Origin of the sequence: Paenibacillus sp. 1781tsa1 (assembly GCF_024159265.1) — a bacterium.
GTDB lineage: Bacteria > Bacillota > Bacilli > Paenibacillales > Paenibacillaceae > Paenibacillus.
Window position 1 is genome coordinate 2,217,992 of the sequence record NZ_JAMYWY010000001.1, and the last position, 26,285, is coordinate 2,244,276.

A 26,285-nucleotide genomic window follows, 5' to 3' on the forward strand; every position below is an offset into this window, starting at 1 on the left:
GGCCTTGCCGCTTTCCGTGAAAAAACTTACAATGAGAAATGCGGTGAACGTATGCATTCCTCTTTCGAAGTGATGCACCAGTCAACCGCCTGTGTTGATAACAAACATTTATTATAGAACATTGGCATCCATATGGAAAGCAGTCCAAGTGTCCAAGGAGGATTTTAGTGGTGAATCTGACCCCTGATGAATATGTAAATCAATTATTTCAAGAAGATGACCTTTTGCTGAAAGTGAAAGAAGCTATCCGTTCGAACGGTATGCCGGAAGTTTCGGTGGCTGCTGCGTATGGACGATTGCTCACGTTTCTAGCCAAGACATCCAAAGCAGAAGCTGCGCTCGAAATCGGCGTGCTGGGCGGTTACAGTGGGATCTGCATTGCACGTGGATTGCGTGAGAGTGGAACCCTGACTTCGCTGGAACTGAAAGAGGAATATGCGGCAATGGCGCGTGGACATCTGGAAGAAGGCGGATTTGGCGAAAAGGTGGAGTACCGGATTGGCCCGGCGGCAGACAGCCTGGAGCAATTGGAGCAGGAAGGACGTACATTCGATTTCTTCTTTATAGATGCAGATAAGGAGAATTATCCGGTATATCTTGACTATGCCATTAAGCTGGCCCGGCCAGGTGCTGTCATTGTAGGTGATAATTGTTTCCTGCGTGGTCGTACACTAAATCCGGACAAGCAAGGTCCGGCTGTGCTTGCTGTTCGTCGCTTCAATGAACAGATGGCAAGTGACCCGCGTCTGGTGACGACGATGTTGCCGGACTACGATGGGCTCGTACTTGCCTGGGTGAAGTAAAAGTCAAAAATTCCTGAATAAAAACTCCGATGGAACACGATCTCACGCTTTTATGTTGTGAGGGGGATCGTGATCGGAGTTTTTTAGCCGTTTTTAATTTTGCCGTGTATATTCTGCTCATTGCAATCCTGGTTTTCTTGATTTTTCTGAGCATACAAAGAAAGAGACGACAACATTTTGAAGGACAGAAAATGTGTCGTCTCTTTCTTTGTATTTACAGATATCGTTGCAGTAGTTTTAGTTATACTTCAGGTGTTCCGTACGTTTCAAACCATTTTTTGATGGTGTCAAAATCATCACTGAAGGACAAGCCCAGCATCAATAATACACGAGCTTGTTGTGGACTCAGATTATCGCCTGCAATGATACCTTTGCCGCCGCCGTACACACTTCCTGAACCCGTCCGAGTGGTGGTCACGAAAATGACACCTTCTTCGATGGCTTTGGTACGCGCTTGTCCCATCGCTCTGGAGATGCCGCCGGCTCCGGTACCGGAAGTCACGATGCCTTTGGCGCCGCTACTCACGAATCCTTCGATCGCTCCGCCTCCAGCTTCTTGATACGAGATTGCAATTTCAACTTTGGCCAGATCTGCTTTTGTGATTTTACTTAGATCAAATACGGGCTTCAATGTGCCTTCAGGTTTCAACGCACGTGCAGGGGCACGATAGATTCGAATGTTTTCTTCATCGATATATCCTACAGCGCCGAGCATTGGGGTTTCAAATGTATCTGTCCGATAATCATTCGTCTTGGTTACGCCACGAGCAAGCTGGATTGTGTCATTCAACATGAGTACAGTGCCGAATGAAGTGGTACGACCACTGCCTGCAAGCTTGATTGCGTTGTACAGATTCGCTTGAGCATCAGAGCCGATGACAGTCCATGGACGCATGGAGCCTGTAATCACGACCGGTTTGTCACTCTGAACCGTCATATCGAGGAAATAAGCGATTTCCTCCATGGTATCTGTACCCGTGGTTACAACAACACTGTCATATATTGCAAGAGCTTTATCTACCGTCTGCGACAAGTCATAGAGGTCGGCCATGCTATAGGAACCTGAACCTGAGTTTCCGAATTGGAGTGTGCTAACATCAGCAATCTTCTGTTTATCCGGTAAGGCGTCTACCATCTCTCCGATGGGAAGCGTACCTGCCTTATAATTCTGGAAGCTGGTGGCATCCTCGGATTGTCCGGCAATCGTTCCGCCAGTCCCGATTACCAATACATTAGGAAGTGCGGATTGTTTGGAAGAGTCGGGTATTGCAGGAATGGATGTATTGCGAGCTGGCGTAGTGGTTGCTGTCTGAACAGCGCCTGTTGTACCTTTTACCTCTGTAGCTGCGTGTGCAGCATAGGTACCGATGGGGGACAACGAAATCGTTAAAGCTGTTAAAGCTGCGGTACTCCATACGGCCCAGGGACGAAGATTGGATGTTTTACTCATGAATAGCACTCTCCTTCAAGTAAGTGTGATGTTAAGTTTGTTAAGAAGAATATGTATACCATTTCAAATTGATTGTATTTCATGTTAAGTAATATGACAACAAAAGAATGTGGTAGAGTAATCGGTTACATTCATAGATAATGAGAGTAAAATGATTGTTTATAAGGAAAAATGAAAGAATATTCATTCTATTAGAGTTAAAAGAGAGCTGATTATAGTGGTAATTAAGATAAATAAGTGTTTTTAGTGTTAGTTAATATTACATAATGAGTCTTTTGTCCTGATAAAACGAGTGTTTTAATAAAAGATTGTCGAATTGGAACTCATATCAGAGGTAGGCAACAGAATGAGAGGAAGGTAGTAGCACTTACTAGGTCATGGGGCTCAATTACGGTCTAAAGATTGGTTTCGTTATGGCATTATGTTTATAATAGAGGTGATAAACATATGTAAATAAATATATAATATTGATTGGAGGAGAAACGATGAAACAGGCACCGAGAAAGTATGCGAATTACATTCCGATTCGGGAACTGGAGACTTTGGAAGAGAGGTTATCTCCCTTCAAGGTGTATGCAGAACTTCGTGATAACACTCCAGTCCGATATGATGAGCATCGAGAATGTTGGGATGTTTTTGGTTATGAAGATGTGAAGTACGTATTGAAAAATCCGAAACTGTTCTCTTCTGCACGTGATCGTGCCAATACGAGCATGTTGACAACAGACCCTCCGAAACACAAACAGCTACGTGATCTGGTGAACCAGGCGTTTACGCCCAAGGCAATCGAAGCGCTGGCTCCACGTATTCAGGAAATTACAGATGAGTTAATTGCTCCACACCTGTCAGAAGGACAGATGGAACTTATTGATGACCTTGCAACCCCATTGCCCGTCATTGTAATTGCGGAATTGATCGGAGTCCCTGCGGCGGATCGACAAAAGTTCAAAGACTGGTCTGATGTGTTGGTGAAAGGCGCACGTGATGATAGCGAGCAGGCTTTTCAGGAGTTATTGGAAGAGAAAAAAAGAAATATGCAGGAGTTGCACATCTATTTCACTGGCATTATGGAAGAACGTCGGTTGCAGCCGAAGAATGATCTGATCTCGTTACTGCTTGCTGCGGAGATTGATGATCAGAAATTGACTGCAGATGAGGTGGTAGGCTTCTGTATTCTCTTGCTTGCAGCCGGTAATGAAACAACAACCAACCTGATTACCAATGCGGTTCGTATCCTATCTGAACAACCTGAGCTACAGCAGGAGTTGCGCGAACATCCTGATCGGATTACTTCTGCGATTGAAGAGACGCTGCGATATTATCCGCCGATTGTCGCAATTGGGCGGGTTGCCAAGGAAACTGTAGAGTTGAATGGTCAGACGATTCAAGCTGGAGAGCAGGTGATTTCCTGGGTTGGAGCAGCCAATCGGGACAGTGCCCAGTTCGAAATCCCGGAAGAATTCATCTCTGATCGCAAGCCGAACAGACATATGGGATTTGGTTTTGGCATTCATTTTTGTCTGGGTGCACCACTCGCTCGTTTGGAGGCAAGGGTCGTTCTTCATACATTGCTTCAGCACATGGAACATATTCAGCTTGTGCCGGGAACAGTCCTGGAACCGATACAAAGTGCCTTTGTGTTTGGTGTGAAACATTATCCGATACACTTCAGTCTAATAAATAAATAATGAATGGCTCATGAATGACAAAAGCCGCTCTCAGGCCAATTAGGCGCTGGAAGCGGCTTTTTCTAATAGAACAGTAAGATGGACTAGTTAAGAAATGGATAGGAAATCAGGATTCCCGAGTAGAAGCAGGTTTGTTATACAATTTGAATCTGACCCAAACCATATTAAGCAGCAGCAGTCCGCCAGAGACGATAAACAGACCTTCGATTCCGATGAATCCTGCCATAAAACCTCCAATGATCGCTCCGAGCATGTTGCCTAACGCAAGGGTGCTCGTATTAAAACTGAATGCACGGCTAATCATGCTATCTGCTGTATAGGAACGGATCAAGGCATTGACGCTCGGAAGCAGGCCACCCATGAACACACCCATCATGAATCGAACAAGAATGAGCTGCCACACAGTCTGAACAAATGCCTGCGGAATAAGCATGAGTCCTGTTCCTATGAGGGAGAACGTCAGCACCTTGTGAGGACCAATCCGGTCACTCAGCTTCCCGAGAACAGGAGACATGGCCATATTGGATAGTCCCGTAACTGCACCGACAAGTCCTGCCCAGAAGGCCACATTTACATCCGAAGCATGCAATTTTTGTACATACAGCGGCAAGAGTGACATGGGACTAATCATTGCAAACTGCAACAGAAACGTCACAGCAAACAGTGCAGGAAGTTGAGGTGACTTGTTCAATTCCTTCAGACCGGACAATACGGATTGTGCCGGCAGTTTGGCTGCTTCTTGACGGTCGAATTTCTCTCTCACCAGGAACATGGCGAGCATGGAAGCAACAAAGATCAGTCCGCCTGTAATGTAGAAAATGGGGCGGAAGCCTACTGCATCAGCTAGCAAACCGCCAATGAGTGGACCCAGGATTGTGCCGGCAACCTGCCCGGACTGACTGATTCCCATGGCAAAACCCATGCGGTCTTTCGGAGTGGTACCCGATATCAGCGCAACAGCTGCAGGATTAAAACCGGAGATTGTACCGTTAAGCAAACGCAATAAGAGAAGCTGCCAGGGGTTCTGAGCCAGACCCATAAGGGCAATTACAATGGCCATCCCGAATCCCGAACGCAGCAGCATAACTTTTCGGCCATACTTGTCTGATAACTTGCCCCAGAGCGGTTGGAACAAAAATGAGGTTAGGAAATTGGCTGCAAAAATAAATCCTGCCCAAATGCCAATTTCATGTTCGCCAACAACGCCCAGATCCCTTGCGAGATAAAGAGACAAAAATGGGGTAATCATGGTCATGCCCGAGTTGACCAAAAATTGTCCGAACCAAAGCACAATGAGGTTTACTTTCCATGTTTTCAAAGTGCTTTCACTTCCTTTCAAAGATATTTCTGTAACTCTCAAAAAAACACCATTTTTTCATTATAACATAATTGGCATATGGGGGATGGGTGTAAGGAATGTCATAGTATTGTCACGTAGAACGCATCCGCATGTGGTTGTTACAGCTGTTTAAAAAGGGCATAATGGTAATTATGAGTCCAAAAACTATTGGAGGCTTCTTACATGAGCTATAATGATCGACTGATTCGGGCGAGTTTCAAACAACAGGTAGACCGTGTCCCGGTATGGTACATGCGTCAAGCTGGACGTTACGATCCTGAATATCGCAAAATTAAAGAAAAGTACTCCTTGCTAGAAATCTGCAAACAACCCGAGCTGGCGGCTGAAGTTACACTCATGCCGGTACGCAAACTTGGTGTAGATGCGGCTATTTTGTATTCCGATATTATGAATCCGGTTGCCTCATTGGGTATTGATTTTGACATTGTAAAAAATATTGGACCGGTCATTGATAATCCGATTCGTTCAGCTGCAGATGTGGATCGGCTGCGCCCCATCGACGTAGAAGGAGATCTGTCACATATTCTGGAGACCATTCGAATTCTGGATAAGGAGCTTGACGTGCCTTTGATTACGTTTGCAGGCGCACCTTTCACGATTGCGAGTTATCTGATCGAAGGCCGACCTTCGAAAGGTTATATCCGCACCAAAACGATGATGTACAGCGAGCCTGAGGTGTGGCATAAGCTGATGCAGAAGCTTGGTGATATGGTTATTACATATGTCCGTGCGCATATTGCGAATGGCGGTAAGGCATTCCAGTTGTTTGACAGCTGGGTTGGAGCACTTTCTCCCAAAGACTTCAGAACATATGTGTTGCCTACGATTACCCGTATCTTTACCGAATTATCGGATTTGAATGTACCGAAGATTTATTTCCCTGGTGTCGCCTCGGGCGAATTGTTGCCAGCGCTGCATAATCTGCAAGCCAATGTGATTGGATTGGACTGGAGAGTATCGATTTCGGAAGGGCGTCAACGTCTTGGTGGCAAATTTGCCGTACAAGGAAATCTGGACCCTTATTTGCTGACTGCACCGATGGAACTGATCAAGGAACAAGCCAAATTGATTATTGACGAAGGAATCAAGGAGCCGGGGTATATTTTCAACCTGGGGCACGGACTATTCCCCGAAGCTTCCCTTGAGAAGCTCAGAGAATTAACGGCTTATATTCATGAGTATTCTGCTGAAGCATTAAAGACAGGGGTGACGATAACTAATGACTAATACTGTAGGTGTACTGGTGATGTCATATGGTACACCGGAAAATATGGAAAGTGTTGAAGCATATTACACACATATCCGCAGAGGACGTCCGCCTGAACCGGAGCAGTTGAAGGAACTGACGGATCGATATGAAGCCATTGTTGGCGGTGTATTCCCGCTTCGTGAGAACACGGACAATCAGGTCAAGGCTCTTCAGGAGACTTTAAACCGCGATGAGCGTGGCGTTGATGTAGAATTCCGTTGTTATCAAGGACTGAAGCATGCCTATCCGTTTATTGAGGACGGCGTGGAACAGATGGCGAAGGATGGAATTCAGACAGCGATTGGTATTGTACTGGCTCCTCATTTCTCCACAATGAGTGTAGGCAGTTATATCAAACGTGCGCGTGAAAAAGCAGAAGAACTGGGCATTCACATGTCCTTTATTGAGAGTTATCATCTGCATCCAAAATTAATTCAGGCGTTGTCCACGCGTGTCAGTGCCAAGTTGGATGCGTTTGAGGAAGCTGGAGCAAAACGCGGAGATGTGAAGGTGTTGTTCAGTGCTCACAGCCTGCCGGCACGTATTGTGGAGATGGGTGATCCATACCCGCAACAACTGCTGGAGACTTCGGAAGTGATTGCCTCACGCGTAGGAATAACCAATTGGCAATTTACGTGGCAAAGTGCCGGACGAACAGCTGAGCCTTGGCTCGGACCGGATATTCTGGATACGTTACAGGAACTTTCGCGTGAACAGGTAGAGGATGTACTTGTTGCACCAATCGGGTTTGTCTCGGATCATCTCGAAGTACTCTATGATCTCGATATTGAGGCCAAATCGATTGCCAAAGAAATTGATATGCGCCTGATGCGTATTGATTCTCTCAATAGCGATCCTCTATACATGGAGACGTTAAGCGACGTTATTATAAGCCAATGGCAGCAAGGGTCGGATGAGTAATGGGTGATAAGAAACGCCGTGTTGTTGTCGTCGGCGGTGGCCTCACCGGCCTCAGCGCGGCATTTTATATCCGCAAGCATTACCGGGAAGCGGGAGTTGAACCCGTGATTACTTTGGTCGAGAAAAGCTCGTCCATGGGAGGCATGATTGAAACACTGCACCGGGATGGATTTGTGATTGAAAAGGGGCCGGATTCTTTCCTGGCTCGCAAAACAGCCATGATTGACCTGGCTAAAGAATTGGAGATCGATCATGAACTGGTCAGTCAGAATCCGGAGTCGAAGAAAACGTATATCATGCAGCGTGGCAAGCTTCATCCTATGCCAGCAGGACTTGTTCTCGGTATTCCGACAGAACTAAGACCATTCTTGAGAAGTGGTCTGGTCTCTCCGGCAGGCAAACTGCGGGCGTTGATGGATTTTGTCATCCCGCCGCGTCGTACAACAGAGGATGAATCGCTTGGTTATATGATTGAACGCCGTCTTGGAGCGGAAGTGCTGGAGAACTTGACGGAACCACTGCTCGCGGGAATCTATGCAGGTGATATGCGGAGATTAAGCCTTCAGGCTACCTTCCCGCAGTTCGGCGAAGTAGAGCGCGAATACGGCAGCTTGATTCGGGGCATGATGACAGGTCGTAAACCGGCTGAGACGCATACCGGAACCAAACGGAGCGCTTTTCTGAACTTTCGTCAGGGACTGCAGAGCCTTGTTCATGCACTCGTCCATGAGTTGCAGGATGTGGATCAACGTCTGAACACCGCCGTGAAGTCACTGCAACGTCTTGATGGAACGCAGACCAGATATCATGTTGAGCTGGAAAATGGTGAAATGCTTGAAGCTGATGATGTAGTAGTTACTGTGCCGACATATGTCGCGTCAGATCTGTTGAAGCCTCATGTGGACACAGCGGCACTGGATGCGATTAACTATGTATCTGTGGCCAATGTAGTGCTCGCTTTTGAGAAAAAAGAGGTGGAGCATGTATTTGACGGGTCGGGTTTCCTTGTTCCACGGAAAGAGGGTCGGAATATTACGGCTTGCACGTGGACATCGACGAAATGGCTGCATACCAGCCCGGACGATAAAGTACTGCTCCGCTGTTATGTCGGTCGCTCCGGTGACGAACAGAACGTAGAGCTTCCAGACGAAGCGCTGACGGATCTGGTTCTCAAAGATCTGAGAGAGACGATGGGTATCGAAGCAGTGCCGATCTTCTCCGAGATTACAAGGCTTCGTAAATCCATGCCTCAGTATCCGGTGGGACACCTCCAACATATTGCCGCCCTTCGTGAGGAGCTTGGCAGCAAGTTACCGGGTGTGTACATTGCAGGTGCAGGTTATGAGGGTGTAGGCTTGCCTGATTGCATCAGACAAGCGAAGGAAATGTCTATCCTGGCAACACAAGAGCTTGCAGCAGATTAAGTACAGCAAGAGAGCTGTCTCACCGTAGAATTATCTACTGGAGAGATGGCTTTTTTATGTGAAGATCTAGAAGCTAACCGAGTTAATACCCTTTCAATCGATACAGTTCCAAGGAATGATGGAAATCCAGAATATGCCTGATATAATGGTATGTATGGCTGTGAAGAAGAAGAGGAGTTGCTTATGTATCCCCCAAGATCAGATCGAAGTGCAGAGAGAAAAAAAAGAAAGCGCACCCGCGATAGAATCATCTGGACAGTTAATCTTGTATTGATCATGGCAATTGGTCTGGTAGGCATTTTTTATGTCATTAATACACGTCAGCAACAGGCAGACCCGCCGGTGAAGCAAGAAATGGTTGATCAGGATCAGCCTTCCATTGGAGACGATGCCAAAGGCGGGGATCAGGTAAGTTCTCCAGACTCGGAGGAGACTGATCAGACTCCGGAAGAAGAACCCGAAGCAACGAATGAAGAAACAACAGCAGATGCAGGTGAGCCATCTGGCGTAGCGAAACCTGATACTTCAGGCAATACCAATAATGGGAAAGCCGAATCCGGAACGAAAAAACCTGCTACAGATTCGACTCCGTCCGGCACCAAGGGAAATGCAGGTGTGGATACCGAATCAGGGACGTCGAAACCTTCCAATTCAGCGAAGGATGTCACCATTAATTTTGTGGGCGATATTCAATTTTCGGGCAAAGTTGCTGAACTGCTGGATAAGAACGGTTATGATTATCCCTTTGCCAAACTCGGCAGATTATTCAAGGATGATGATCTTACCATCGGCAACTTGGAGACTCCGATAACCCAAGGTGGTACTGGTGCAGCTGACAAAACATATGTATACAAATCTTCGCCCAAAGCATTGGCGGCAATGGCCTCTGCGGGTTTTGATGCTGTCAATTTGGCTAACAATCATATTCTGGATCAGGGTGTAGAGGGTTTGGTAGATACGTTAACCTATCTCAAGGAATATGGCATAGCTCACACCGGGGCTGGTATGAACAGGGATGAAGCCTATGCACCAGCGTATCTGGAACGCAAAGGCATGAAGATTGCATTGCTTGGGTTCTCCCGAGTTGTACCAGAAACGAGTTGGAAGGCTGAGGGCAATCGGGCTGGCGTTGCTGAAGCCTATGATTCCACAGGAGCAGTCAAAGCGATCCAGGAGGCTCGTAAGAAGGCTGATCTGGTGATCGTGGTTGCACACTGGGGAGAGGAACGTGTAAGTACTCCGAACAGTGATCAGACCCGATTGGCTCATGAATTTGTAGATGCCGGCGCGGATCTGGTCATAGGTGGTCATCCTCATGTGTTGCAAGGGTTGGAGTACTATAAGGGGAAATGGATTGCATACAGTACGGGGAATTTCATTTTCTCCAGATCAACAACCGAAGAGACATGGAAAACAGCGGTATTTCAGGCACGCTGTAGTCCTGATGCAGCTTGCAGCATGAGAGTCATCCCTTATGAGGCCGGGCTCGGTCAGGCCATTCCGATGATCGATGAGGCAAACAAACTGCTGTTACAACAGATGGCAAAGCTCTCCCCAGGCATTCGATATGATGGAAATGGAGTCGCTTCGCCTAATTAATAACCTTTTTGAGGAGGGAATCGAATGAACAACCTATGTGTAGCGCACCGTGGATTTTCTTCTATTGCACCAGAGAATACGATGGCTGCGTTTCTAATGGCCATGGAACGGCCTGAAGTTCAGTGGATGGAGCTGGATGTGCAGTTGTCGCGTGATGGTGTGCCAGTGATCATTCATGATTTTACAGTGGATCGTACGACGAATGGCAAGGGCCTGGTTCGGGAAACCGATTGGGCTGATCTGCAACGTCTGGATGCGGGAGCATGGAAAAACAAGTCTTACAAGGGCGAACGGATTCCAGCGCTAAGTGAATTGTTAGATCGCTCGTGCGGCAGAGTACGTCTGAACATTGAACTGAAAACGCAGGGAGACATGTACCCGGGTCTGCCTGCGGCTGTTATACATGAAGTGAGAAAAAGACATATGCAAAATGATGTTGTGATCACCTCATTTGAACCAGCCGCTCTGATCGAAGTGAAGAAACTTGCACCGGAGATCCAGACGGGGCTGATTATCGATGCACGACCAGGTGATTTGTTAACCGCCCTGCAGCAGATGAATTGTACATTCCTCTCGATTGGATACACCAATGTAGACAAATCCTTAATGAACGAGATGCGGAGTGCAGGCATTCGGGTGATGGCTTGGACAGTCGATGACAAGACCATTATGAAGAAACTGGCCGCAGTTGATCCAGAGCTCATGTTATGTACGAACCGTCCTGATGTATGGGAGCTGGCATTTCAGGAGACGAGCAGCCGATTCTTCAGACCGTAATTACCCTAAATGCACTATTGAATCCAATAAAGGTGGTAATATACCCATGTTGACTAACATTCGCAATGTATACTGTGTAGGACGCAATTATAAACTTCACGCGGAAGAATTGGGCAACGCGGTTCCGGATGAACCAATGATCTTTATGAAACCTTCTCATGCAGTCGTGCCCCTGATTGGTGAAACGCTTGAATTGCCTGCTACCAAGGGTGAAGTTCACTATGAAGCTGAATTGGTTGTTCAGATCGGCCGGAGTTATGAGCCGGGTATGGCGGTAGATGAGCTGGTGGATGCGTATGCGTTTGGTATTGATTTTACGTTACGTGACGTACAGTCCGTGATTAAGAAAAAGGGCCACCCTTGGACAGCGGCGAAAGGATTCAAAAATTCGGCTCCGGTTACTGCATTTCAGGCGTTCCCGGGGGCGGCAGCACTGCTGGAGAAAGACTTTACGTTGACTAAAAACGGTGAGGAAGTCCAGCGTGGTAATATTCGTAACATGATCTTCAGTTTACAGGATATTGTCGATTATGTAGGTCACCATTACGGCCTGGGGCCGGGAGATGTCATTTTTACAGGAACACCGGAAGGTGTTGGACCAACTCAAGCAGGAGATGTGCTCGAACTGACATGGGACGGCGAATCCTTGGGTACATGCACGATTGGGGCAGCGCAGTAAGGATTACACATCCTACCTGCTTGAGAAGAAATAGGGTACAAGAAAGGGGCGTGCATACGCTCCTTTTTGCCATGTTTTTAATAGCAACTTCATATTTTCATCGTACGGATAGGTCGCTAATCACGTAAGCTTATAAGCTGTATTTGCGCTCTGCGTGACCAACGCCTCCAGTTCAGCTTGTTGTGCAGCGTGTTGCTTCGAACGGATACTTCCACTTGCGAGTCGCTCATCCAACTGCTCTCTGAGCTGTCTTACTTGTATAGCAATCACTTCATCCAAGTCCCCGTTGTTTTCTTCCGTAATCATTCTCAGCGATTTGCCGTTGTACAGCTCCTGATACAGATGCTCTTCTGAAGGCTGATTCAGAGCGCTGAGCAGCTCGTCACAGCTTTCCTCACGAGTATCCAGGTCAACGATGGACCATTTAGCAGTAGGTATGGGGGAGATGGAGGATTGGCCCCATGCTGTTCCGGCGAAGGACATGGTGACAATCATGGTGCCTATAATAATGACTCTTTTCATGTTCATATGCATAATCCTCATTTCTGTAGTTGAGTACGAACTGAATCGTAACTTGTCATAGATGTATTTGCTGATATATCGATCTGGGAATAGTGTAAACGGGAAACCTGAAGTGAAACTTAAAACAGGATAAGTAATTTCAACCCGACGGAGAATGACCGTAAAAAAGATAACTAATATAATTCACACTTGACAGGTTGGGTTAGTTGGTTATATGATAATCTCAATTATTTTAATACTCATTAAATGAACAGTGAAATAATTTGAATTGTGAAAATATATCGAGCTGATTGGACCACCAAAGGCTCCCGGGACTACTCCACTATGGAATGTCCACGGGGGCCTTTTTTCGTGTGCTGTTGAGGTTTCAGACGATCAAGGAGGTTATGAATTGAGTGATAGAGACTGGGAAGCGTTGGAGCGGACGGATTGGTTATTTCGCAAAATGGTCAGACGATTCGTCAAAGAGCGGGATCGTATCTCTGTAGAAGGCATCAGCCTGCCAGGCATGCTTATCCTGCACAAGATCATTCGTGAGGGAGAACAGCGGCTTGGAGATTTGGCGGAACAACTGGACTTTACATCAGGTGCCATTACAGCTCTGACCGATAAGTTGGAGAAAAAGGGACTCACCATCCGCAGGCGAAAGGAAGACGACCGCCGGACGGTTTTACTGGACATCACATCCAGCGGGCGGGAGATGTATGCGAGAAACAGCAACATCGGTGCCCGATGTATCACGCTTCTGTTTGAGGGGTTTACGAGTGAGGAACTGGAGCAGCAAAGTCAATTCTACGAGCGGGTAGTAGCGAATCTGGAGGGATTCTCGGACACGGTGCTGGAATTGGCGGAGAGCAACGGGATACAAGAACATGATCGGTCCTCCACAAGTGACCTTGAGCAGAAGCAACGGGAAAATACCGGGAAGAGGAACTATCTCAGTTATTGAGGTTGGGTCACAGTAAGGACATTTGATATACCACAAACATTCTAGGGAGAGATGATCAATGGGACACTCAACAATATATCCAACTGGAGCGACGCTATACAATCCGGACAAAGCTTGGGGCGGTTATACCGTTTATCAGGCAGGTGAGGAAGGCGTAGTGTTGATCGATATGAATGGCAAGGAGGTTCACCTGTGGAAAGGATTGTTAGGTTTTCCGGCTAAAATATTACCTGGCGGCTACGTGCTGGGCAGCACAGGCCGGAGAGATCCGAAGTTCGGTATTCAGGATAATGTCGATCTGGTTCAGGTGGATTGGGACGGCAACATTGTATGGAAATACAATAGCTACGAACATATTGAAGATCCGGGGTATGAGCCACTATGGTATGCCCGCCAGCATCATGATTATCAGCGTGAGGGTAATCCGGTAGGGTACTACGCACCTGGGCTTGCACCGAAGACGAAGAGTGGCAAAACCCTTATTCTGGCTCACAAAAATGTGAGTAACCCGCAAATTTCAGATAAGCCCTTGCTTGATGACGCCATTATTGAAGTGGATTGGGAGGGGAAGGTACTTTGGGAATGGCTGCCTAACGAGCACTTTGAAGAATTAGGTTTTGATGAAGCGGCTCGAAATGTTCTGTTTCGTGATCCGAATACACGTTCTTTCGGTCATTTGGGTGGTGGTGTCGGTGACTGGTTACATATTAATTCTGCTTCTTATGTTGGACCCAACTGCTTCTATGAAGACGGAGACGAACGGTTTCACCCCGACAATATTATCTGGGATGCAAGAGAAGCCAATATAATCGCAATTACAGACAGACAGAGCGGAAAGATCGTGTGGAGATTAGGGCCAGACTATACTTCACCTGAAGTGAAACACATCGGCACAATTATCGGGCAGCATCATGCACATATCATTCCTCAGGGCCTTCCTGGAGAAGGGAACTTGCTTGTATTCGACAATGGCGGCTGGGCAGGTTATGGCCTCCCAAATCCGGCTTCTCCATTTGGATTAAAACATGCGATCCGGGATCACTCCCGTGTACTGGAGATTAACCCGGTCACCCTGGAGATTGTCTGGCAGTATACCTCGGCAGAAGCAGGTTTCTCGGTTCCGACGGATTCTTATAAATTTTATAGCCCATACATCAGTTCCGCCCAGCGTTTACCTAACGGCAACACCCTGATAACCGAAGGTTCCAATGGCAGATTGTTCGAAGTGACAGCGGAGCATGAGCTGGTCTGGGAGTATGTCTCCCCGTACACAGATGGGCGGAATACCAATATGGTCTATCGTTCGTATCGAGTTCCTTATCAGTGGGTTCCACAGTTAGAGAAACCGCAGGAGATTGCGATCGAAGCCATTGATGTCTCCAACTACAGGGTGCCGGGAGCAGCACCCAAAGGTTCTGCATCCATCGTGAGTGTGGAAACAACTCTTCCATTTGTGGAGGGTGCAGCCTGTGTGGCAACGTCGGATGAAGGTAAGTCCGGCGGTTAGGCGTCAAGAACATGAATAGATCGAATGGGGTGTATATTGTGAGAAAACCATCCATAATTACCGGCGTATTGATATTATTTCTGGCTACAGCACTTCTATTATCCGGATGCAGTTCAAGCGCAGCAGGGTCCGGAACCAAAGACGCTTCGGGTAAACATGCCGAAATTGTAAAAATTCGAATCGCAGATACAAGTACCAACCCAACGTTCAGGGTAGCCATTGCCAAAGGTTTCTTTGAAAAAAGGGGCATTGACGCAGAGAGTATTACGTTTGGCTCGCCGGCAGAGGGTGTAAATGCATTATTTATCAAACAGGTAGATATTGCGTACGGGGCGGATTTCCCTGTATTAAACGCTCTGGCTAAAGGTGAATATTCAGTTATCGCTTCTGCAGGCCAGACTACGGATGAAGCGGCAGCCGCCTGGAAGCTGTATGCAAGGGAGGATATCCAGAGTGGAGCAGATTTGAAGGGTAAGAAAGTGAGTTTCATTCGAGGCACATTTATTCCGTATCTATGGGATGAATATTTGAAAGATCAGGGGGTGGCGCTGAGTGATGTGACGCAAATTGGTCAGGGGGCTTTTGATGAAGCCTACATCGCACTGAAACAGGGAGACCTTGATGCCGCTTGGGTCATAGGTTCCGCGTTAACTGATAAATTCGATGCACTCGAAGGAGTACATCAGCTGACGGATATGTCTCAGACGCCTATACGCCTTGGTATGGGACTGGTATCAAGTAATGAATTCATCCAGGCGAACCCCGAAAAGATAAGTGACTTCCTTGCGGCGCTGGATGAGGCATCCACGTATGCCCAAGCGCATCCTGAAGAAGTTGCGGATCTGATGTATCAAGAGACCAAACAGCCTAAAGATGCCACGTTGAAAGATCTTCCGATTAATCCATGGGAAGTTGGATTTACACAGGCCGCTTATGATAGTTTGGCAGGTCAGAAGCAATATATGGTGGACACCGGAATCATTGAACAGGATTTTGATCTCGACACCAAACTCAATCTGACTTCTCTCCAGCAGGCTCTGCCGGAAAAAGTGACGTATAGCAAATAATTCATATTCAAATGGGAGGTGTTCATGATGTCCTTACCTGCAACTCAGCATACCATTCATATCGAACAGCTTCGTAAAACGTATCATGCCCCGACCAATGGGGACGTGCATTATATCATCAAGGATGTCGATCTGGTTATCAAGGGAGGAGAATTTTTTGTCCTGCTTGGTCCCAGCGGATGCGGGAAGTCAACGCTGCTGAATATGATCGCAGGTTTTATCTCCAAGTCGGGCGGACAGCTCAAGGTAGACAACAAGGAGATCGACAGACCAGGCAGGGATCGGGCGATGGTATTCCAGCAGGCGGATTCTTCTCTCTTCCCATGGTTAACCGTGAGAGAGAATGTTGAATTCGGACTCCGAATGTCCAAGGTGCCTAAGACACAACGACGTGAGATCTCTGATCGATACATCCAGCTTGTGGGACTGAGTGCTCATGAGGGGAAATTTCCGAAAGAGCTCTCGGGTGGCATGAAGCAGCGAGTTCAGTTGGCTCGGGTGCTTGCGAATGACTCGGCGATCTTGCTGATGGATGAGCCATTCGGTGCACTGGACGCGATGACGAGGCGAACCATGCAGAAGGAACTGGTGAATATTTGGAAAGAAACCCATAAGACCGTTATCTTTGTCACCCACGATATTCAGGAAGCCCTATTGCTTGGTGAGCGCATCGGCATAATGTCCGTAGGTCCATCTTCGAATATAACGGATATTTACCACAACACGTTACCTTACCCGAGGAACATTGCCTCATCTGAGTTCAACACCCTGTATGACCGAATTCAAGGCCACTTTGAAGAATAACTGAGGTGATATGTGAGATGAAATGGTTGGAGAAAAAATCGGTGTCCATCCCTCTCCTATGGGTAACGGTCATCCTGATCTGGCAGCTTGGTGCCCTCATCTATGGGCCTGACGTAATCCCTGGTCCCTGGGATACGATCCTGGGAGCACGTGAACTGATTGCTGACGGTACTCTGATGCAGTATATCGGAATCAGCTTCACTCGTGTACTGGCGGGCTGGGTACTTGGAAGCATCATTGCTATTCCGGTAGGGCTGATTATTGGCAAGGTGCATATCATCCGGCTGTTCGCCGAGCCATTCCTTAACTTTATACGTTTTATCCCGCCGATCGCCTTTATTACCTTATTCCTGGTGTGGTTCGGTATTGGAGAGCAATCCAAGATTGCGCTCATCATGTACGCAACTTTCTTCATTGTTGTGCTCAATACCTTAACAGGTGTACTCTCCGTTGAAGAAGACAAAATCCGGTCGGCCCGCAGTATGGGAGCCAATGAACGCCAGATTCTGCTGCATGTGATTGTTCCGGCGACAACCCCGTTTATTTTCACAGGTGTGCGCCTGGCAATGGGAACCTCTTATATGGCCATAATTGGTGCGGAGATGATTGCCGCAAATGAGGGAGTGGGTTACCTGATCTGGAATTCAAGACTCTTTTTCCGGACGGACTGGATCTTTGTCGGGCTGATTTCCCTGGGTTTTATGGGATTCCTGACGGATCGATTGTTCAACTGGTTTGGTCGCAGGGTACTCTACCGATATGGGGTGATTGGCGGAGCGAAGCGGGTCTGAATGAAAACATAGGAACACCGAATTACAGACGTTACTTGCAAAGGGATTTATGTTGTTGTAACGTGTGATCAATAACCTGTTTTGGCACTTCTACATGAGGCCAGAACAGGTTTTTTGTGTGCTGGCCTCAGGAGTTTCGGCATTGGCATCAAACCGTGGTATAATTGAATTTCAAAAATACAATTAACGTCATGCGGGCTGTACATATGCTGCATGCAGGAGACATTATGGATTGGATTATTGGCGCCGTATGCGCTTCTATGGTGGCAGGTGCTGCCTATGCGAAAAAGTCGCTAACCCTGTCTGGCTGCCTGGCAGCAATCATGATGGGAACGATATATTACGGAGCGGGTAACCTGTTCTGGTTTGGCACGTTATTGTTGTTCTTCATTACTTCAACGTTGCTCTCCAGGTATCGTAAAGATCGGAAGCAGGAGCTGGAGAAATCCTATGCCAAGTCAGGAAATCGGGATGCCGGGCAAGTAATGGCTAATGGTGGAATGGGCATGTTCCTATGTCTGGGATTCTGGATATTTCCACATCCGGCTTGGATATATGCTTTCATTGGTGTAATGGCTACCGTGACATCGGACACATGGGCAACTGAACTCGGGAGTCTCAGTCGCAAGCCGCCGCGCTCTGTTCTCACATGGAAGGTACTTACGCCAGGTGCTTCAGGAGGTGTCTCATTTCTCGGCACCGTGGCTGCAGCCGTAGGCGGGGCTCTGATTGGTGCGGGAGCCTTCTTGTTTTCGTGGATCGCCGGGATCGAAGGGTTTGGTCTGTTTAGTTGGACTTTTGTCGGTCTTGTAGGCGGGTTGGCAGGTGCTTTTGCCGATTCCTATCTGGGCGCAACGGTGCAGATGATGTATCGTTGCACTGTGTGTGGCCGTGAAGTTGAGGTACATGAACATTGCGGGCATCCAACGGTTCGGGCTCGTGGCTGGGCATGGATGAGCAACGACCTGGTGAACGTACTTAGTTCGGTAATCGGAGGATGCGTGGCGATAGGTTTAGGTAACATTTTGGCGTTGTAAGGGGGAGTACATTTGAGCACGGTACATGGAGACAAATCGGAGGCTATTTTGGATGCGGCTTATGGTATTTTTGGCTCGAAAGGTTTTTATGAGACCAAAATGTCTGATATTGCAGACGAGGCTGGCATCGCAAAAGGCACCATTTATTTATATTTCAAAAGCAAGGAACAATTATTTATCGCAGTATCCAAGCGGGACTGTAACAGCTTTATCAGTCGCCTTGAATATGCTTTGAACTCGCATGAGAACACCGGTGATAAACTTGGAGCAATAGCCAAGACCCACCTTACGTATTATTATGAGCGCCGCAATCATACCAAGCTCTTTTTTATGGCACCCAATAATGATCCGGACCTGATGCAATTCATGAAAGCTTTCATGAATCAATATATGAGCATGGTGTGTGAGGTGCTGGAGAGTGCAAGTGTACCTGAGCCGGTCTTGTTGGCCAAATCGTATATTGGGATTCTGGATCGTCTGAAGATGGATATCATGCTTAATCCAGAGTTCAACGAAGAGGATCTGAACAAGCGAATTGCTTTCTCCGCAGCGTTGTTTCTGGACGGCTGTCGGTCCTTTTTGAAAACGTAAGTGCTTATGTGGGGATACGGGGAATATTGAATACTATTTTACAGAGAAGTGGGTACACGCAATGAACATAATGACGGTAGAGCAAATTACAAAAAGTTATGGCGAAAAAATATTGTTCAAGGATGCTTCATTTGGCATGGCTGATCAGGACAAGATTGGTGTCGTTGGGGTAAATGGCACCGGGAAATCCACGTTTTTGCGTGTGATTTCCGGAATGGAACCTGCTGATGCGGGCCAGATATCGATTGGTAATGATGTGCGCATTCAGTTCCTGGCGCAGAATCCGGACTTCAATCCGGATAATACGGTACTGCAACAAGTATTCGAAGGTGACAGCATGGAAATGAAAACCGTGCGTGACTATACGGAAACGATGGAATTATTGGAACTGAATTCCTCCGATCCGGCATTGCAAGAGCGATTGTTACGTCTGAATCAGCAAATGGAGCAGCTTCAGCTCTGGCAGATGGAGAGTGAAGCGAAGAGTATCTTGTCCAAACTGGGTATTCGCCAATTCGATGCACTGATGGGCACGTTGTCTGGCGGACAACGCAAAAGGGTAGCACTCGCTGCTGCTCTTATTCACCCGTGCGAACTGCTCATTCTGGATGAGCCGACGAACCACATTGATAATGATTCGGTCGTATGGCTCGAGCAGTACTTGCAGAAGCGCCGCGGCGCACTGCTTATGATTACGCATGATCGGTATTTCCTAGATCGAGTGGCGAATGTCATGCTGGAATTGGATCATGGTCGTTTGTTCCGTTATGAAGCCAACTATACACGTTTTCTGGAACTGAAGGCAGAGCGTGAAGAGCGGGAAGCTTCTTCCGAACAGAAGCGTAAAAACTTGCTTCGGACGGAGCTTGCATGGATTCGTCGTGGTGCCAAGGCACGGACAACGAAACAAAAAGCGAGAATAGATCGCTTCGAACAACTCAAAGATCAACAGGGAATCCAGCGCTCCGGTTCATTGGAAGTATCGGTTGGCTCCACGCGTCTGGGTAAAAAAATTCTGGAGATTGAGCATCTTTCTAAATCCGTCGGTGGTCGCACACTGATTGAAGATCTGAGTTATATTGCCGTACCTGGAGATCGGGTAGGGATTGTCGGACCGAATGGTAGTGGTAAGTCCACGCTGCTACAGATGATATCCGGCAAATTGGAACCCGATGCAGGTGTGGTTGACGTCGGTCCGACGGTCAATCTGGGCTATTTCACCCAGGAGCATCAGGAGATGGATGAATCTCTTCGTGTCATTGAGTACATCAAGGAAGTGGCCGAGAATGTGAAAACAGCCGATGGCTCTCTGATTACGGCATCCCAGATGCTGGAGCGGTTCCTGTTTACCCCGGCATCCCAGTGGACGCCAATCTCCCGGCTGTCTGGTGGAGAGAAACGTCGCTTGTATCTGCTGCGTGTTCTGATGGCTGCGCCGAATGTATTGCTGCTGGATGAGCCGACGAATGACCTGGACATTCAGACACTCGCTGTACTGGAAGACTATCTGGACGATTTTCCGGGTGTTGTGTTTGTGGTATCCCATGATCGCTATTTCCTTGATCGTACTGTGGATAAAGTGCTGTCTTTTGAGGGCAACGGTGCTGTACGTGTACACGTCGGCGACTACAGTGAATATGCGGAATGGATGCTGAAAAATGCACCTGGAGCTACGCAAGAGAGTGACACAGGAGCAACAAAGGTGAAGCAGTCATCGGAGAAAACGGCTCCAGCTGTGTCTGCGGCTAAACCGAAGTTGAAATTCAGCTTCAAGGAGCAACGTGAATACGATCAGATTGATGAAAATATTGAGAAGGCTGAAGCCAATCTTGTCCGAATTAACAAAGAGATGGAAGAGTCATTTAGTGATTCTGCCCGTCTGCAGGAGTTGATGGCGGAGCAGGTTGAAGCTGAGCGTCATCTGGACGAATTGATGGAACGCTGGACCATTCTGAATGAACTTGCAGAGCAGATTGAACAGAGCAAGTCTTGATTTATAGTTAAACATCGCCCTTTCTTCTAGAGTGACTTGATGTCCCTTTGGAGGAGAGGGCGATTTTTTGTCTGTGAATTTCGCATGAAAGTGAAACGTTCATTATATTCATTACGTTGTATAAGTAAAGAATTCCATAGAAGGGAGAGAACACCATTCTTATGTATAAAGAAATCAATGAACAGTTGGCGGTACTCAAGGAAAAGGGCAGAATTTACGAGAAATGGACCAAGCGTTTGGAAAAGCTTCAAACGGAAGAAACCGAATGGGAAGCAAAGGTAAAACGTCGTCAGGAGCATCTCCAGAAGGAGCAGAAAGATGTTGATCGACTGAACAGTATGACGTTGGCAGCATTTTTCTATCAACTGATTGGCAAGAAGACGGAGCGGCTGGAGAAGGAAGAACTCGAACTGATGGAAAGCAAGGCTGCGTACGATACCGCTTGTCGCATGTTACAAGACGTGCAGGAGCAACGAATCCATGTGGAGCAGGAGTTGGAGGGCGGGCGGCAGTATCAGTACTGGCAAAGCGATTACAACGCTCTATGGGGAAAGAAGGAAGGTCGTCTGCTGGACCAGGATGCTGAATTGCAACACATGGCTGAAAATCGGGAACATCTGGCGAGTGAGCTGCAGGAACTGGATGAAGCTTTCCGGGAAGGGGAATACCTGGTCTATGCCCTTGAACGTGCCGAGAAGGCTTTGGCTTCGGCAGGTAATTGGGGCATATATGACATGATGGGTGGTGGGGTAATATCTACCCATATCAAGCGGGGACGTATGGATGACGCTCAGGTCGCCATTATGGATGCAGGAAAGCGTCTACGACGTTTTCAAAAGGAATTGGAGGATGTGGAGATGGCAGTACACGCGGATCTGCATCTGGGAGGTCTGCTTTCTTTCGCAGACTATTTCTTCGATAATCTCTTTGTGGACTGGATGGTTCAGGACAAAATTCGCAAAGCCGAACGCCAGGTAAAAGATGGACTGAGTGCGGTTCGACAGACCATGCATGTGTTAAGCAATGAAATGCGTGACCATAAGGCAGAATTAGAGATTTTGGAGAATAAATATCATGCCTATGTGGAACAGGCAGATTAAGAGATAAGAAGGCAAAGGACACTTCCGGGCGCACCGAATTACTGTGCTTGGAAGTGTCCTTCTGCTTAGACGAACATATGGATGTTATCCACGAATTTTTCGTAGATGGATGATTCTATTTTACTTCGTTGTAATGTAGGCAGCGAGCAATCGTGCCGTATTCAGGACAGCATCCTTATGTGTACGCTCCATGGAATGAGATGCGTGAACGCCCGGACCGATCAGTGCAGCTCGGATATTGTTTCCTCCGCGTAATGCTGCACTGCCATCTGAGCCATATTGGGGATAGATATCCACGACGTAATCCAGCCCACCTTGTTTGGCCAGTTCAATGAGACGATTGGTCATATCGTAGTCATACGGGCCGGAAGAATCCTTGGCGCATATGGATACATCGGTTTCTTTGCAGCTCAGGTCATCGCCCATGGCTCCCATGTCTACTGCAATCATTTCACTGATTTCCGCAGGGATATACGATGCGCCATGTCCGACTTCTTCGTAGTTAGAGATAAGCAGAGAAACATTATGTACTGGTTTCCAGCTTTCGCGATGTGCAGACTCAAGGATGCCGAACAAGGCAGCTACGCTGGCTTTGTCGTCCAGATGACGTGATTTAATGTAACCGCTTGGGGTAATAATTGCACGAGCATCAAAGGAAATAAAGTCTCCGACAGCGATCCCGAGCTTCAAGACGTCTTCCTTGGAGGAGACGACTTCATCGATTCGAACTTCCATATGGCTCTCGGTCCGTTCAAAGGTACGTGCATCTGGATAAACATGTACAGACGGGTGAAGGGAGAGAATGGTGCCTGTGTATGTCTTTCCGTCCCGAGTATGAATGCTGCAGTACTCATTCTCAATACTTTGCATGGAAAATCCGCCGACAGAAGTCAGTTTCAATGTGCCGTAAGGTGTAATGGAGCGTACCATGGCCCCTAGCGTATCCACATGGGCACTCAAAGCAATCGTCTTGGACGAATCCTGCCCTGGCAATGTAAGCACTGCACCACCCTTGTTATTCAGCTCACAAGCGATGCCAAGTGATTCTGCTTCCTTGCGAATCATCTCGATAATATGATGGGTGTAACCACTTGGACTTGGTGTGTCCAACAATTTTTTCAGAAAAGACAGAACGTAAGATTCATCAATTGTAAAACTCATTGTGTAATTTCCTCCTTGGAACGTGGGTATGGTGTGAAACAAAATACAGCCTGTCTGGGGGAGTGAATGTGATACTACCATTCCTGACTCGCCAGCAGGCTGATTCTGTTGGTTACAATGTCCCCGTAGGGTTTCCTTTGCGCTGACTCTGAATCGAATCATTCTCCAATAGGCCGTCCGGTTCAGTTGAGTTAAGCGAATCCATCGATTTAAAAGAATCGAGCGAAGCGTTGCTTGTTGCCGAACTTTCCAATTCAGATACACGCAATTTCAATTGCTTATTCTCGCGTTGCAGTCGGTATTGGCGATAGATGCCATATGAACCTACAATAATTCCACCGATCAGGGTGCAACCGAGGATCAGCAAAATCAGCGGGATTTGAACGGTGTTAAATAACAGGTTCACTTGTACGGAATCTACATTAATAACCGCAAAGATTCCTGTGAGCAGTGCAAAAACAAGACCTGCTATGAGTGCCCATTGCATTTTCATGGTGTTGCCTCCTTGTTGAACAATTGAGAACTAGTATGCATTACCCATATTCGGGTATATTGCATCTTTCAATGATTGTAAAATCCCTTGCCCACCGGGCAAGGGATGCAGGTCACATTGAATGTCAACCTTACTTGGTTAGTTCCTCCATTTGTTCAATCAATTCCTTGAACACACTCATGGCTTCACGAATTGGCTGTGGTGTAGACATATCCACACCTGCTTTTTTCAGAATGTTAATGGAGTAATCACTGCCACCGCTCTTCAGGAAACCGAGATAACGGTCAACAGCCGGCTGACCCTCTTCCAGGATTTGCTTGGAGAAGCTGGTCGCTGCGGAGAAGCCTGTTGCATATTTGTAAACGTAGAAGCTGTTATAGAAATGGGGAATACGAGCCCATTCCATCTCGATATCTTTGTCAACAACCATGTCTTTACCGTGATATTTAACGTTCAGATCATAGTAGATCTCGGATAACAATTGTGGTGTTAAGGCGTCACCTTGTTCCGCACGTTCGTGAATGATTTTCTCAAATTCAGCAAACATAGTCTGACGGAATACCGTTGTACGGAATTGGTCGGCGTAATAGGTCAGCAGATACAATTTTTCCTTTGGATCTGTTGATTTGTTAAGCAGATAATCCATCAGTAACGCTTCGTTGGTTGTGGATGCAACCTCAGCCAGGAAGATGGTGTACTGGGCATCACGATACGGAAGTGTTGTATCCGAGTAATGTGAATGCAGAGCGTGACCCATTTCATGTGCGAGTGTGAACATGCTGTTCAGGTTATCTTTGTGATTCAACAAGACATAAGGGTGAGTGCCGTAAGCGCCCCAGGCATATGCGCCGGAACGTTTATTTTCATTCTCATATATATCGATCCAGCGGTTATCATATCCAGTCTGTAATGCATCTGCATAGTCCTTGCCGAGTGGTTTCAGACCGTCTTTGACGGTTTGTTTCGCTTCCTCATAGGTAATATCCATTTTGTACTCGTCTACGAGTGGAGCGAACAGGTCGTACATGTGCAATTGATCCACACCCAGCAACTTTTTGCGCAGGTTCATATAACGATGCAATAACGGAAGGCTCTCGTGAATCGTGTCTACCAGATTTGTATACACATCCGTTGGGATGTTATCTCCATATAAGGACATTTCCATTACGGAAGGGTACTTCCGAACATTAGCATAGAACATATTTTTGGTTACATTTGCATTCAAGGCAGCCGCAATTGTGTTCTTCTGTTTGGCATAGGTTTCGTATACCGCTTTGAAAGCACGTTCGCGAACTTCACGATTAGGATTCTCAAGGAACTGAATGTAGCTGCCGTGTGTCAGCTCGACTTCGTTACCATGTTCATCCTTGATTCTTGGAAACTTGAGATCGGCGTTATTCAGCATGCTGAAAATGGTCTGTGGTGCTTGTGAAAGGTTGCCTACCTGTGCAAGCAAAGCCTCTTCTGCTTGGCTAAGAACGTGGGCTTTTTCGCGTTTCATCTCTTCCAGGGTAAATGTATAAGCAGAAAGTTTTTCGTTCGCAATAAATGCGTCCAACTGATCATCCGGCAGGGAAAGAATCTCCGGTGTTACAAAAGAAAGTGCTTCACCAACCCGTACGCCTAATTTCTGGGCTTTTTGGGACAGGTTTTGATATGTAGGATTCGCTGTGTCTTCATCTTGATGCATACGTGCATATACAAAGAGGCGTTCTATTTTGAGGCTGATCTCATCTTCGAATTCGAAGCAAGATTTGAGTACATCAGGTTGATTCAATTTGCCTTGGAATTCGGAGGCCTTCTTGGTCAAAGTCGATACTTCTTCATATTCCTGATCCCAGGCTTTCTGATCGGCAAATAAATCTTCCAGTTTCCAGCTATGCTCAGCCGGCACCTCGGAACGTTTCAATAATTGACTCATGGAAATCCTCCTTTGATGATCTGATGAATGTATGGACGAAGCTGCCTTCGTCTCGTTTGCCTGTGCGGAGAGAGACGAAGGAATCAGACTAAGTACCAGGATAACAGATAGAGATTTCTGGTATTTCAACGGCCTTCCTCCTTACGATACGAATAATCTCGTATAGTATGACCTTAGGCACGTTGAAATATTTGAATATCTGGGTCCCCGTGATTAGGTTCCCATGTTATACAGAAAATAAACGATCAGGAAAAAGGCGAAACAAATGAGCAGGGTAGCAATAAGCGCCATTCCCCGTCTCAGTCGATCCGGGATGGAATTGCGTCCCAGAATAAGCACAATACCAAGAGAGAAGGCAAGGATAATAAAGATGACGACATTGCTTGAGTCAAGCTGCAT

At 47.1% G+C, this 26,285-nt stretch carries 24 protein-coding genes; 17 read left to right on the forward strand and 7 right to left on the reverse strand.

Annotated elements, in window-relative coordinates; translation table 11 throughout:
- Positions 1–170: 170 nt before the first annotated feature.
- Entirely contained in the window at positions 171–803 is a 633-nt protein-coding gene (locus tag NKT06_RS10000) for an O-methyltransferase (protein ID WP_253433250.1), read from the forward strand.
- Positions 804–1,044: 241 nt separating this feature from the next.
- On the opposite strand, the gene NKT06_RS10005 is transcribed toward NKT06_RS10000, so the two are convergent.
- Complete coding sequence (locus NKT06_RS10005; protein ID WP_253433254.1) at positions 1,045–2,253, reverse strand: asparaginase; 1,209 nt, start codon at positions 2,251–2,253, stop codon at positions 1,045–1,047.
- Positions 2,254–2,738: 485 nt separating this feature from the next.
- Between NKT06_RS10005 and NKT06_RS10010 the strand changes: the two genes are divergently transcribed.
- Positions 2,739–3,941 (forward strand): cytochrome P450, encoded by a 1,203-nt coding sequence (locus NKT06_RS10010; RefSeq protein ID WP_253433257.1) that lies wholly within the window; start codon positions 2,739–2,741, stop codon positions 3,939–3,941.
- Positions 3,942–4,047: 106 nt separating this feature from the next.
- Here NKT06_RS10010 and NKT06_RS10015 read toward each other — a convergent pair whose 3' ends face one another.
- The gene (locus NKT06_RS10015; protein ID WP_253433260.1) at positions 4,048–5,259 is read right to left on the reverse strand and encodes an MFS transporter; all 1,212 of its coding nucleotides are present in this window, start codon (positions 5,257–5,259) and stop codon (positions 4,048–4,050) included.
- A gap of 204 nt (positions 5,260–5,463) precedes the next feature.
- Between NKT06_RS10015 and hemE the strand changes: the two genes are divergently transcribed.
- The 6 genes from hemE to NKT06_RS10045 all read left to right on the forward strand — a co-directional run bounded on the left by hemE (position 5,464) and on the right by NKT06_RS10045 (position 11,950).
- Positions 5,464–6,528 carry a uroporphyrinogen decarboxylase gene (gene hemE / locus NKT06_RS10020; RefSeq protein ID WP_253433263.1) on the forward strand — a complete coding sequence of 355 codons (1,065 nt, stop codon included), beginning with the start codon at positions 5,464–5,466 and terminating at the stop codon, positions 6,526–6,528.
- Positions 6,521–7,471 (forward strand): ferrochelatase, encoded by a 951-nt coding sequence (gene hemH, locus NKT06_RS10025; RefSeq protein ID WP_253433266.1) that lies wholly within the window; start codon positions 6,521–6,523, stop codon positions 7,469–7,471. The genes hemE and hemH overlap by 8 nt, the downstream gene beginning before the upstream one ends.
- Positions 7,471–8,895 (forward strand): protoporphyrinogen oxidase, encoded by a 1,425-nt coding sequence (hemY, locus tag NKT06_RS10030; protein WP_253433270.1) that lies wholly within the window; start codon positions 7,471–7,473, stop codon positions 8,893–8,895. The genes hemH and hemY overlap by 1 nt, the downstream gene beginning before the upstream one ends.
- A gap of 183 nt (positions 8,896–9,078) precedes the next feature.
- Entirely contained in the window at positions 9,079–10,494 is a 1,416-nt protein-coding gene (locus NKT06_RS10035; RefSeq protein WP_253433273.1) for a CapA family protein, read from the forward strand.
- Between the two features lie 24 nt (positions 10,495–10,518).
- Positions 10,519–11,271: a glycerophosphodiester phosphodiesterase gene (locus tag NKT06_RS10040; protein ID WP_253433275.1), complete on the forward strand. Its 753-nt coding sequence runs from the start codon at positions 10,519–10,521 to the stop codon at positions 11,269–11,271.
- Positions 11,272–11,317: 46 nt separating this feature from the next.
- The gene (locus NKT06_RS10045) at positions 11,318–11,950 is read left to right on the forward strand and encodes a fumarylacetoacetate hydrolase family protein (protein WP_253433278.1); all 633 of its coding nucleotides are present in this window, start codon (positions 11,318–11,320) and stop codon (positions 11,948–11,950) included.
- A gap of 120 nt (positions 11,951–12,070) precedes the next feature.
- Here the strand turns inward: NKT06_RS10045 and NKT06_RS10050 are convergent, their stop codons facing one another.
- Positions 12,071–12,478, reverse strand: coding sequence for a hypothetical protein (locus NKT06_RS10050; protein WP_253433282.1), 408 nt, complete (start codon positions 12,476–12,478; stop codon positions 12,071–12,073).
- A 385-nt stretch (positions 12,479–12,863) separates the two neighbouring features.
- Between NKT06_RS10050 and NKT06_RS10055 the strand changes: the two genes are divergently transcribed.
- From NKT06_RS10055 to NKT06_RS10095, 9 genes are all read left to right on the forward strand, one after another.
- Positions 12,864–13,421, forward strand: a complete 558-nt coding sequence (locus NKT06_RS10055; protein WP_253433285.1) for a MarR family winged helix-turn-helix transcriptional regulator — start codon at positions 12,864–12,866, stop codon at positions 13,419–13,421.
- Positions 13,422–13,479: 58 nt separating this feature from the next.
- Positions 13,480–14,928: an aryl-sulfate sulfotransferase gene (locus NKT06_RS10060; RefSeq protein ID WP_253433288.1), complete on the forward strand. Its 1,449-nt coding sequence runs from the start codon at positions 13,480–13,482 to the stop codon at positions 14,926–14,928.
- Positions 14,929–14,939: 11 nt separating this feature from the next.
- Positions 14,940–15,995 carry an ABC transporter substrate-binding protein gene (locus tag NKT06_RS10065; RefSeq protein ID WP_253433291.1) on the forward strand — a complete coding sequence of 352 codons (1,056 nt, stop codon included), beginning with the start codon at positions 14,940–14,942 and terminating at the stop codon, positions 15,993–15,995.
- A 27-nt stretch (positions 15,996–16,022) separates the two neighbouring features.
- Positions 16,023–16,799 carry an ABC transporter ATP-binding protein gene (locus tag NKT06_RS10070; protein WP_074094443.1) on the forward strand — a complete coding sequence of 259 codons (777 nt, stop codon included), beginning with the start codon at positions 16,023–16,025 and terminating at the stop codon, positions 16,797–16,799.
- 17 nt (positions 16,800–16,816) lie between these two features.
- Complete coding sequence (locus NKT06_RS10075) at positions 16,817–17,590, forward strand: ABC transporter permease (protein ID WP_253433294.1); 774 nt, start codon at positions 16,817–16,819, stop codon at positions 17,588–17,590.
- Positions 17,591–17,817: 227 nt separating this feature from the next.
- On the forward strand, positions 17,818–18,627 hold the full coding sequence (locus tag NKT06_RS10080; protein WP_253433297.1) for a DUF92 domain-containing protein: 810 nt from the start codon (positions 17,818–17,820) through the stop codon (positions 18,625–18,627).
- A 12-nt stretch (positions 18,628–18,639) separates the two neighbouring features.
- A complete protein-coding gene (locus tag NKT06_RS10085) occupies positions 18,640–19,218 on the forward strand; it encodes a TetR/AcrR family transcriptional regulator (protein ID WP_253433300.1) in 579 nt (192 codons plus the stop codon).
- A 61-nt stretch (positions 19,219–19,279) separates the two neighbouring features.
- Positions 19,280–21,211 carry an ABC-F family ATP-binding cassette domain-containing protein gene (locus NKT06_RS10090; protein WP_253433304.1) on the forward strand — a complete coding sequence of 644 codons (1,932 nt, stop codon included), beginning with the start codon at positions 19,280–19,282 and terminating at the stop codon, positions 21,209–21,211.
- A gap of 161 nt (positions 21,212–21,372) precedes the next feature.
- Positions 21,373–22,311, forward strand: coding sequence for a hypothetical protein (locus NKT06_RS10095; RefSeq protein WP_253433307.1), 939 nt, complete (start codon positions 21,373–21,375; stop codon positions 22,309–22,311).
- 120 nt (positions 22,312–22,431) lie between these two features.
- Here NKT06_RS10095 and NKT06_RS10100 read toward each other — a convergent pair whose 3' ends face one another.
- From NKT06_RS10100 to NKT06_RS10115, 4 genes are all read right to left on the reverse strand, one after another.
- A complete protein-coding gene (locus NKT06_RS10100; protein WP_253433310.1) occupies positions 22,432–23,472 on the reverse strand; it encodes a M42 family metallopeptidase in 1,041 nt (346 codons plus the stop codon).
- Positions 23,473–23,584: 112 nt separating this feature from the next.
- Positions 23,585–23,965 carry a LapA family protein gene (locus NKT06_RS10105; protein WP_253433313.1) on the reverse strand — a complete coding sequence of 127 codons (381 nt, stop codon included), beginning with the start codon at positions 23,963–23,965 and terminating at the stop codon, positions 23,585–23,587.
- 130 nt (positions 23,966–24,095) lie between these two features.
- Positions 24,096–25,886 carry an oligoendopeptidase F gene (gene pepF, locus NKT06_RS10110; RefSeq protein ID WP_253433316.1) on the reverse strand — a complete coding sequence of 597 codons (1,791 nt, stop codon included), beginning with the start codon at positions 25,884–25,886 and terminating at the stop codon, positions 24,096–24,098.
- Positions 25,887–26,099: 213 nt separating this feature from the next.
- Entirely contained in the window at positions 26,100–26,285 is a 186-nt protein-coding gene (locus tag NKT06_RS10115; protein ID WP_047842378.1) for a hypothetical protein, read from the reverse strand.

Bases quoted from the DNA above. Each gene is read 5' to 3' on its own strand.
- NKT06_RS10035 (WP_253433273.1), top strand. From the start codon at position 9,079: ATGTATCCCCCAAGATCAGATCGAAGTGCAGAGAGAAAAAAAAGAAAG.
- hemH (WP_253433266.1), top strand. From the start codon at position 6,521: ATGACTAATACTGTAGGTGTACTGGTGATGTCATATGGTACACCGGAA.
- NKT06_RS10065 (WP_253433291.1), top strand. From the start codon at position 14,940: ATGAATAGATCGAATGGGGTGTATATTGTGAGAAAACCATCCATAATT.
- NKT06_RS10060 (WP_253433288.1), top strand. From the start codon at position 13,480: ATGGGACACTCAACAATATATCCAACTGGAGCGACGCTATACAATCCG.
- NKT06_RS10090 (WP_253433304.1), top strand. From the start codon at position 19,280: ATGAACATAATGACGGTAGAGCAAATTACAAAAAGTTATGGCGAAAAA.
- NKT06_RS10080 (WP_253433297.1), top strand. From the start codon at position 17,818: ATGGATTGGATTATTGGCGCCGTATGCGCTTCTATGGTGGCAGGTGCT.
- NKT06_RS10070 (WP_074094443.1), top strand. From the start codon at position 16,023: ATGTCCTTACCTGCAACTCAGCATACCATTCATATCGAACAGCTTCGT.
- NKT06_RS10075 (WP_253433294.1), top strand. From the start codon at position 16,817: ATGAAATGGTTGGAGAAAAAATCGGTGTCCATCCCTCTCCTATGGGTA.
- NKT06_RS10115 (WP_047842378.1), bottom strand. From the start codon at position 26,285: ATGCAGCTTGACTCAAGCAATGTCGTCATCTTTATTATCCTTGCCTTC.
- NKT06_RS10100 (WP_253433310.1), bottom strand. From the start codon at position 23,472: ATGAGTTTTACAATTGATGAATCTTACGTTCTGTCTTTTCTGAAAAAA.
- NKT06_RS10010 (WP_253433257.1), top strand. From the start codon at position 2,739: ATGAAACAGGCACCGAGAAAGTATGCGAATTACATTCCGATTCGGGAA.
- NKT06_RS10105 (WP_253433313.1), bottom strand. From the start codon at position 23,965: ATGAAAATGCAATGGGCACTCATAGCAGGTCTTGTTTTTGCACTGCTC.
- NKT06_RS10095 (WP_253433307.1), top strand. From the start codon at position 21,373: ATGTATAAAGAAATCAATGAACAGTTGGCGGTACTCAAGGAAAAGGGC.
- NKT06_RS10050 (WP_253433282.1), bottom strand. From the start codon at position 12,478: ATGAACATGAAAAGAGTCATTATTATAGGCACCATGATTGTCACCATG.
- hemY (WP_253433270.1), top strand. From the start codon at position 7,471: ATGGGTGATAAGAAACGCCGTGTTGTTGTCGTCGGCGGTGGCCTCACC.
- NKT06_RS10005 (WP_253433254.1), bottom strand. From the start codon at position 2,253: ATGAGTAAAACATCCAATCTTCGTCCCTGGGCCGTATGGAGTACCGCA.
- pepF (WP_253433316.1), bottom strand. From the start codon at position 25,886: ATGAGTCAATTATTGAAACGTTCCGAGGTGCCGGCTGAGCATAGCTGG.
- NKT06_RS10040 (WP_253433275.1), top strand. From the start codon at position 10,519: ATGAACAACCTATGTGTAGCGCACCGTGGATTTTCTTCTATTGCACCA.
- hemE (WP_253433263.1), top strand. From the start codon at position 5,464: ATGAGCTATAATGATCGACTGATTCGGGCGAGTTTCAAACAACAGGTA.
- NKT06_RS10045 (WP_253433278.1), top strand. From the start codon at position 11,318: ATGTTGACTAACATTCGCAATGTATACTGTGTAGGACGCAATTATAAA.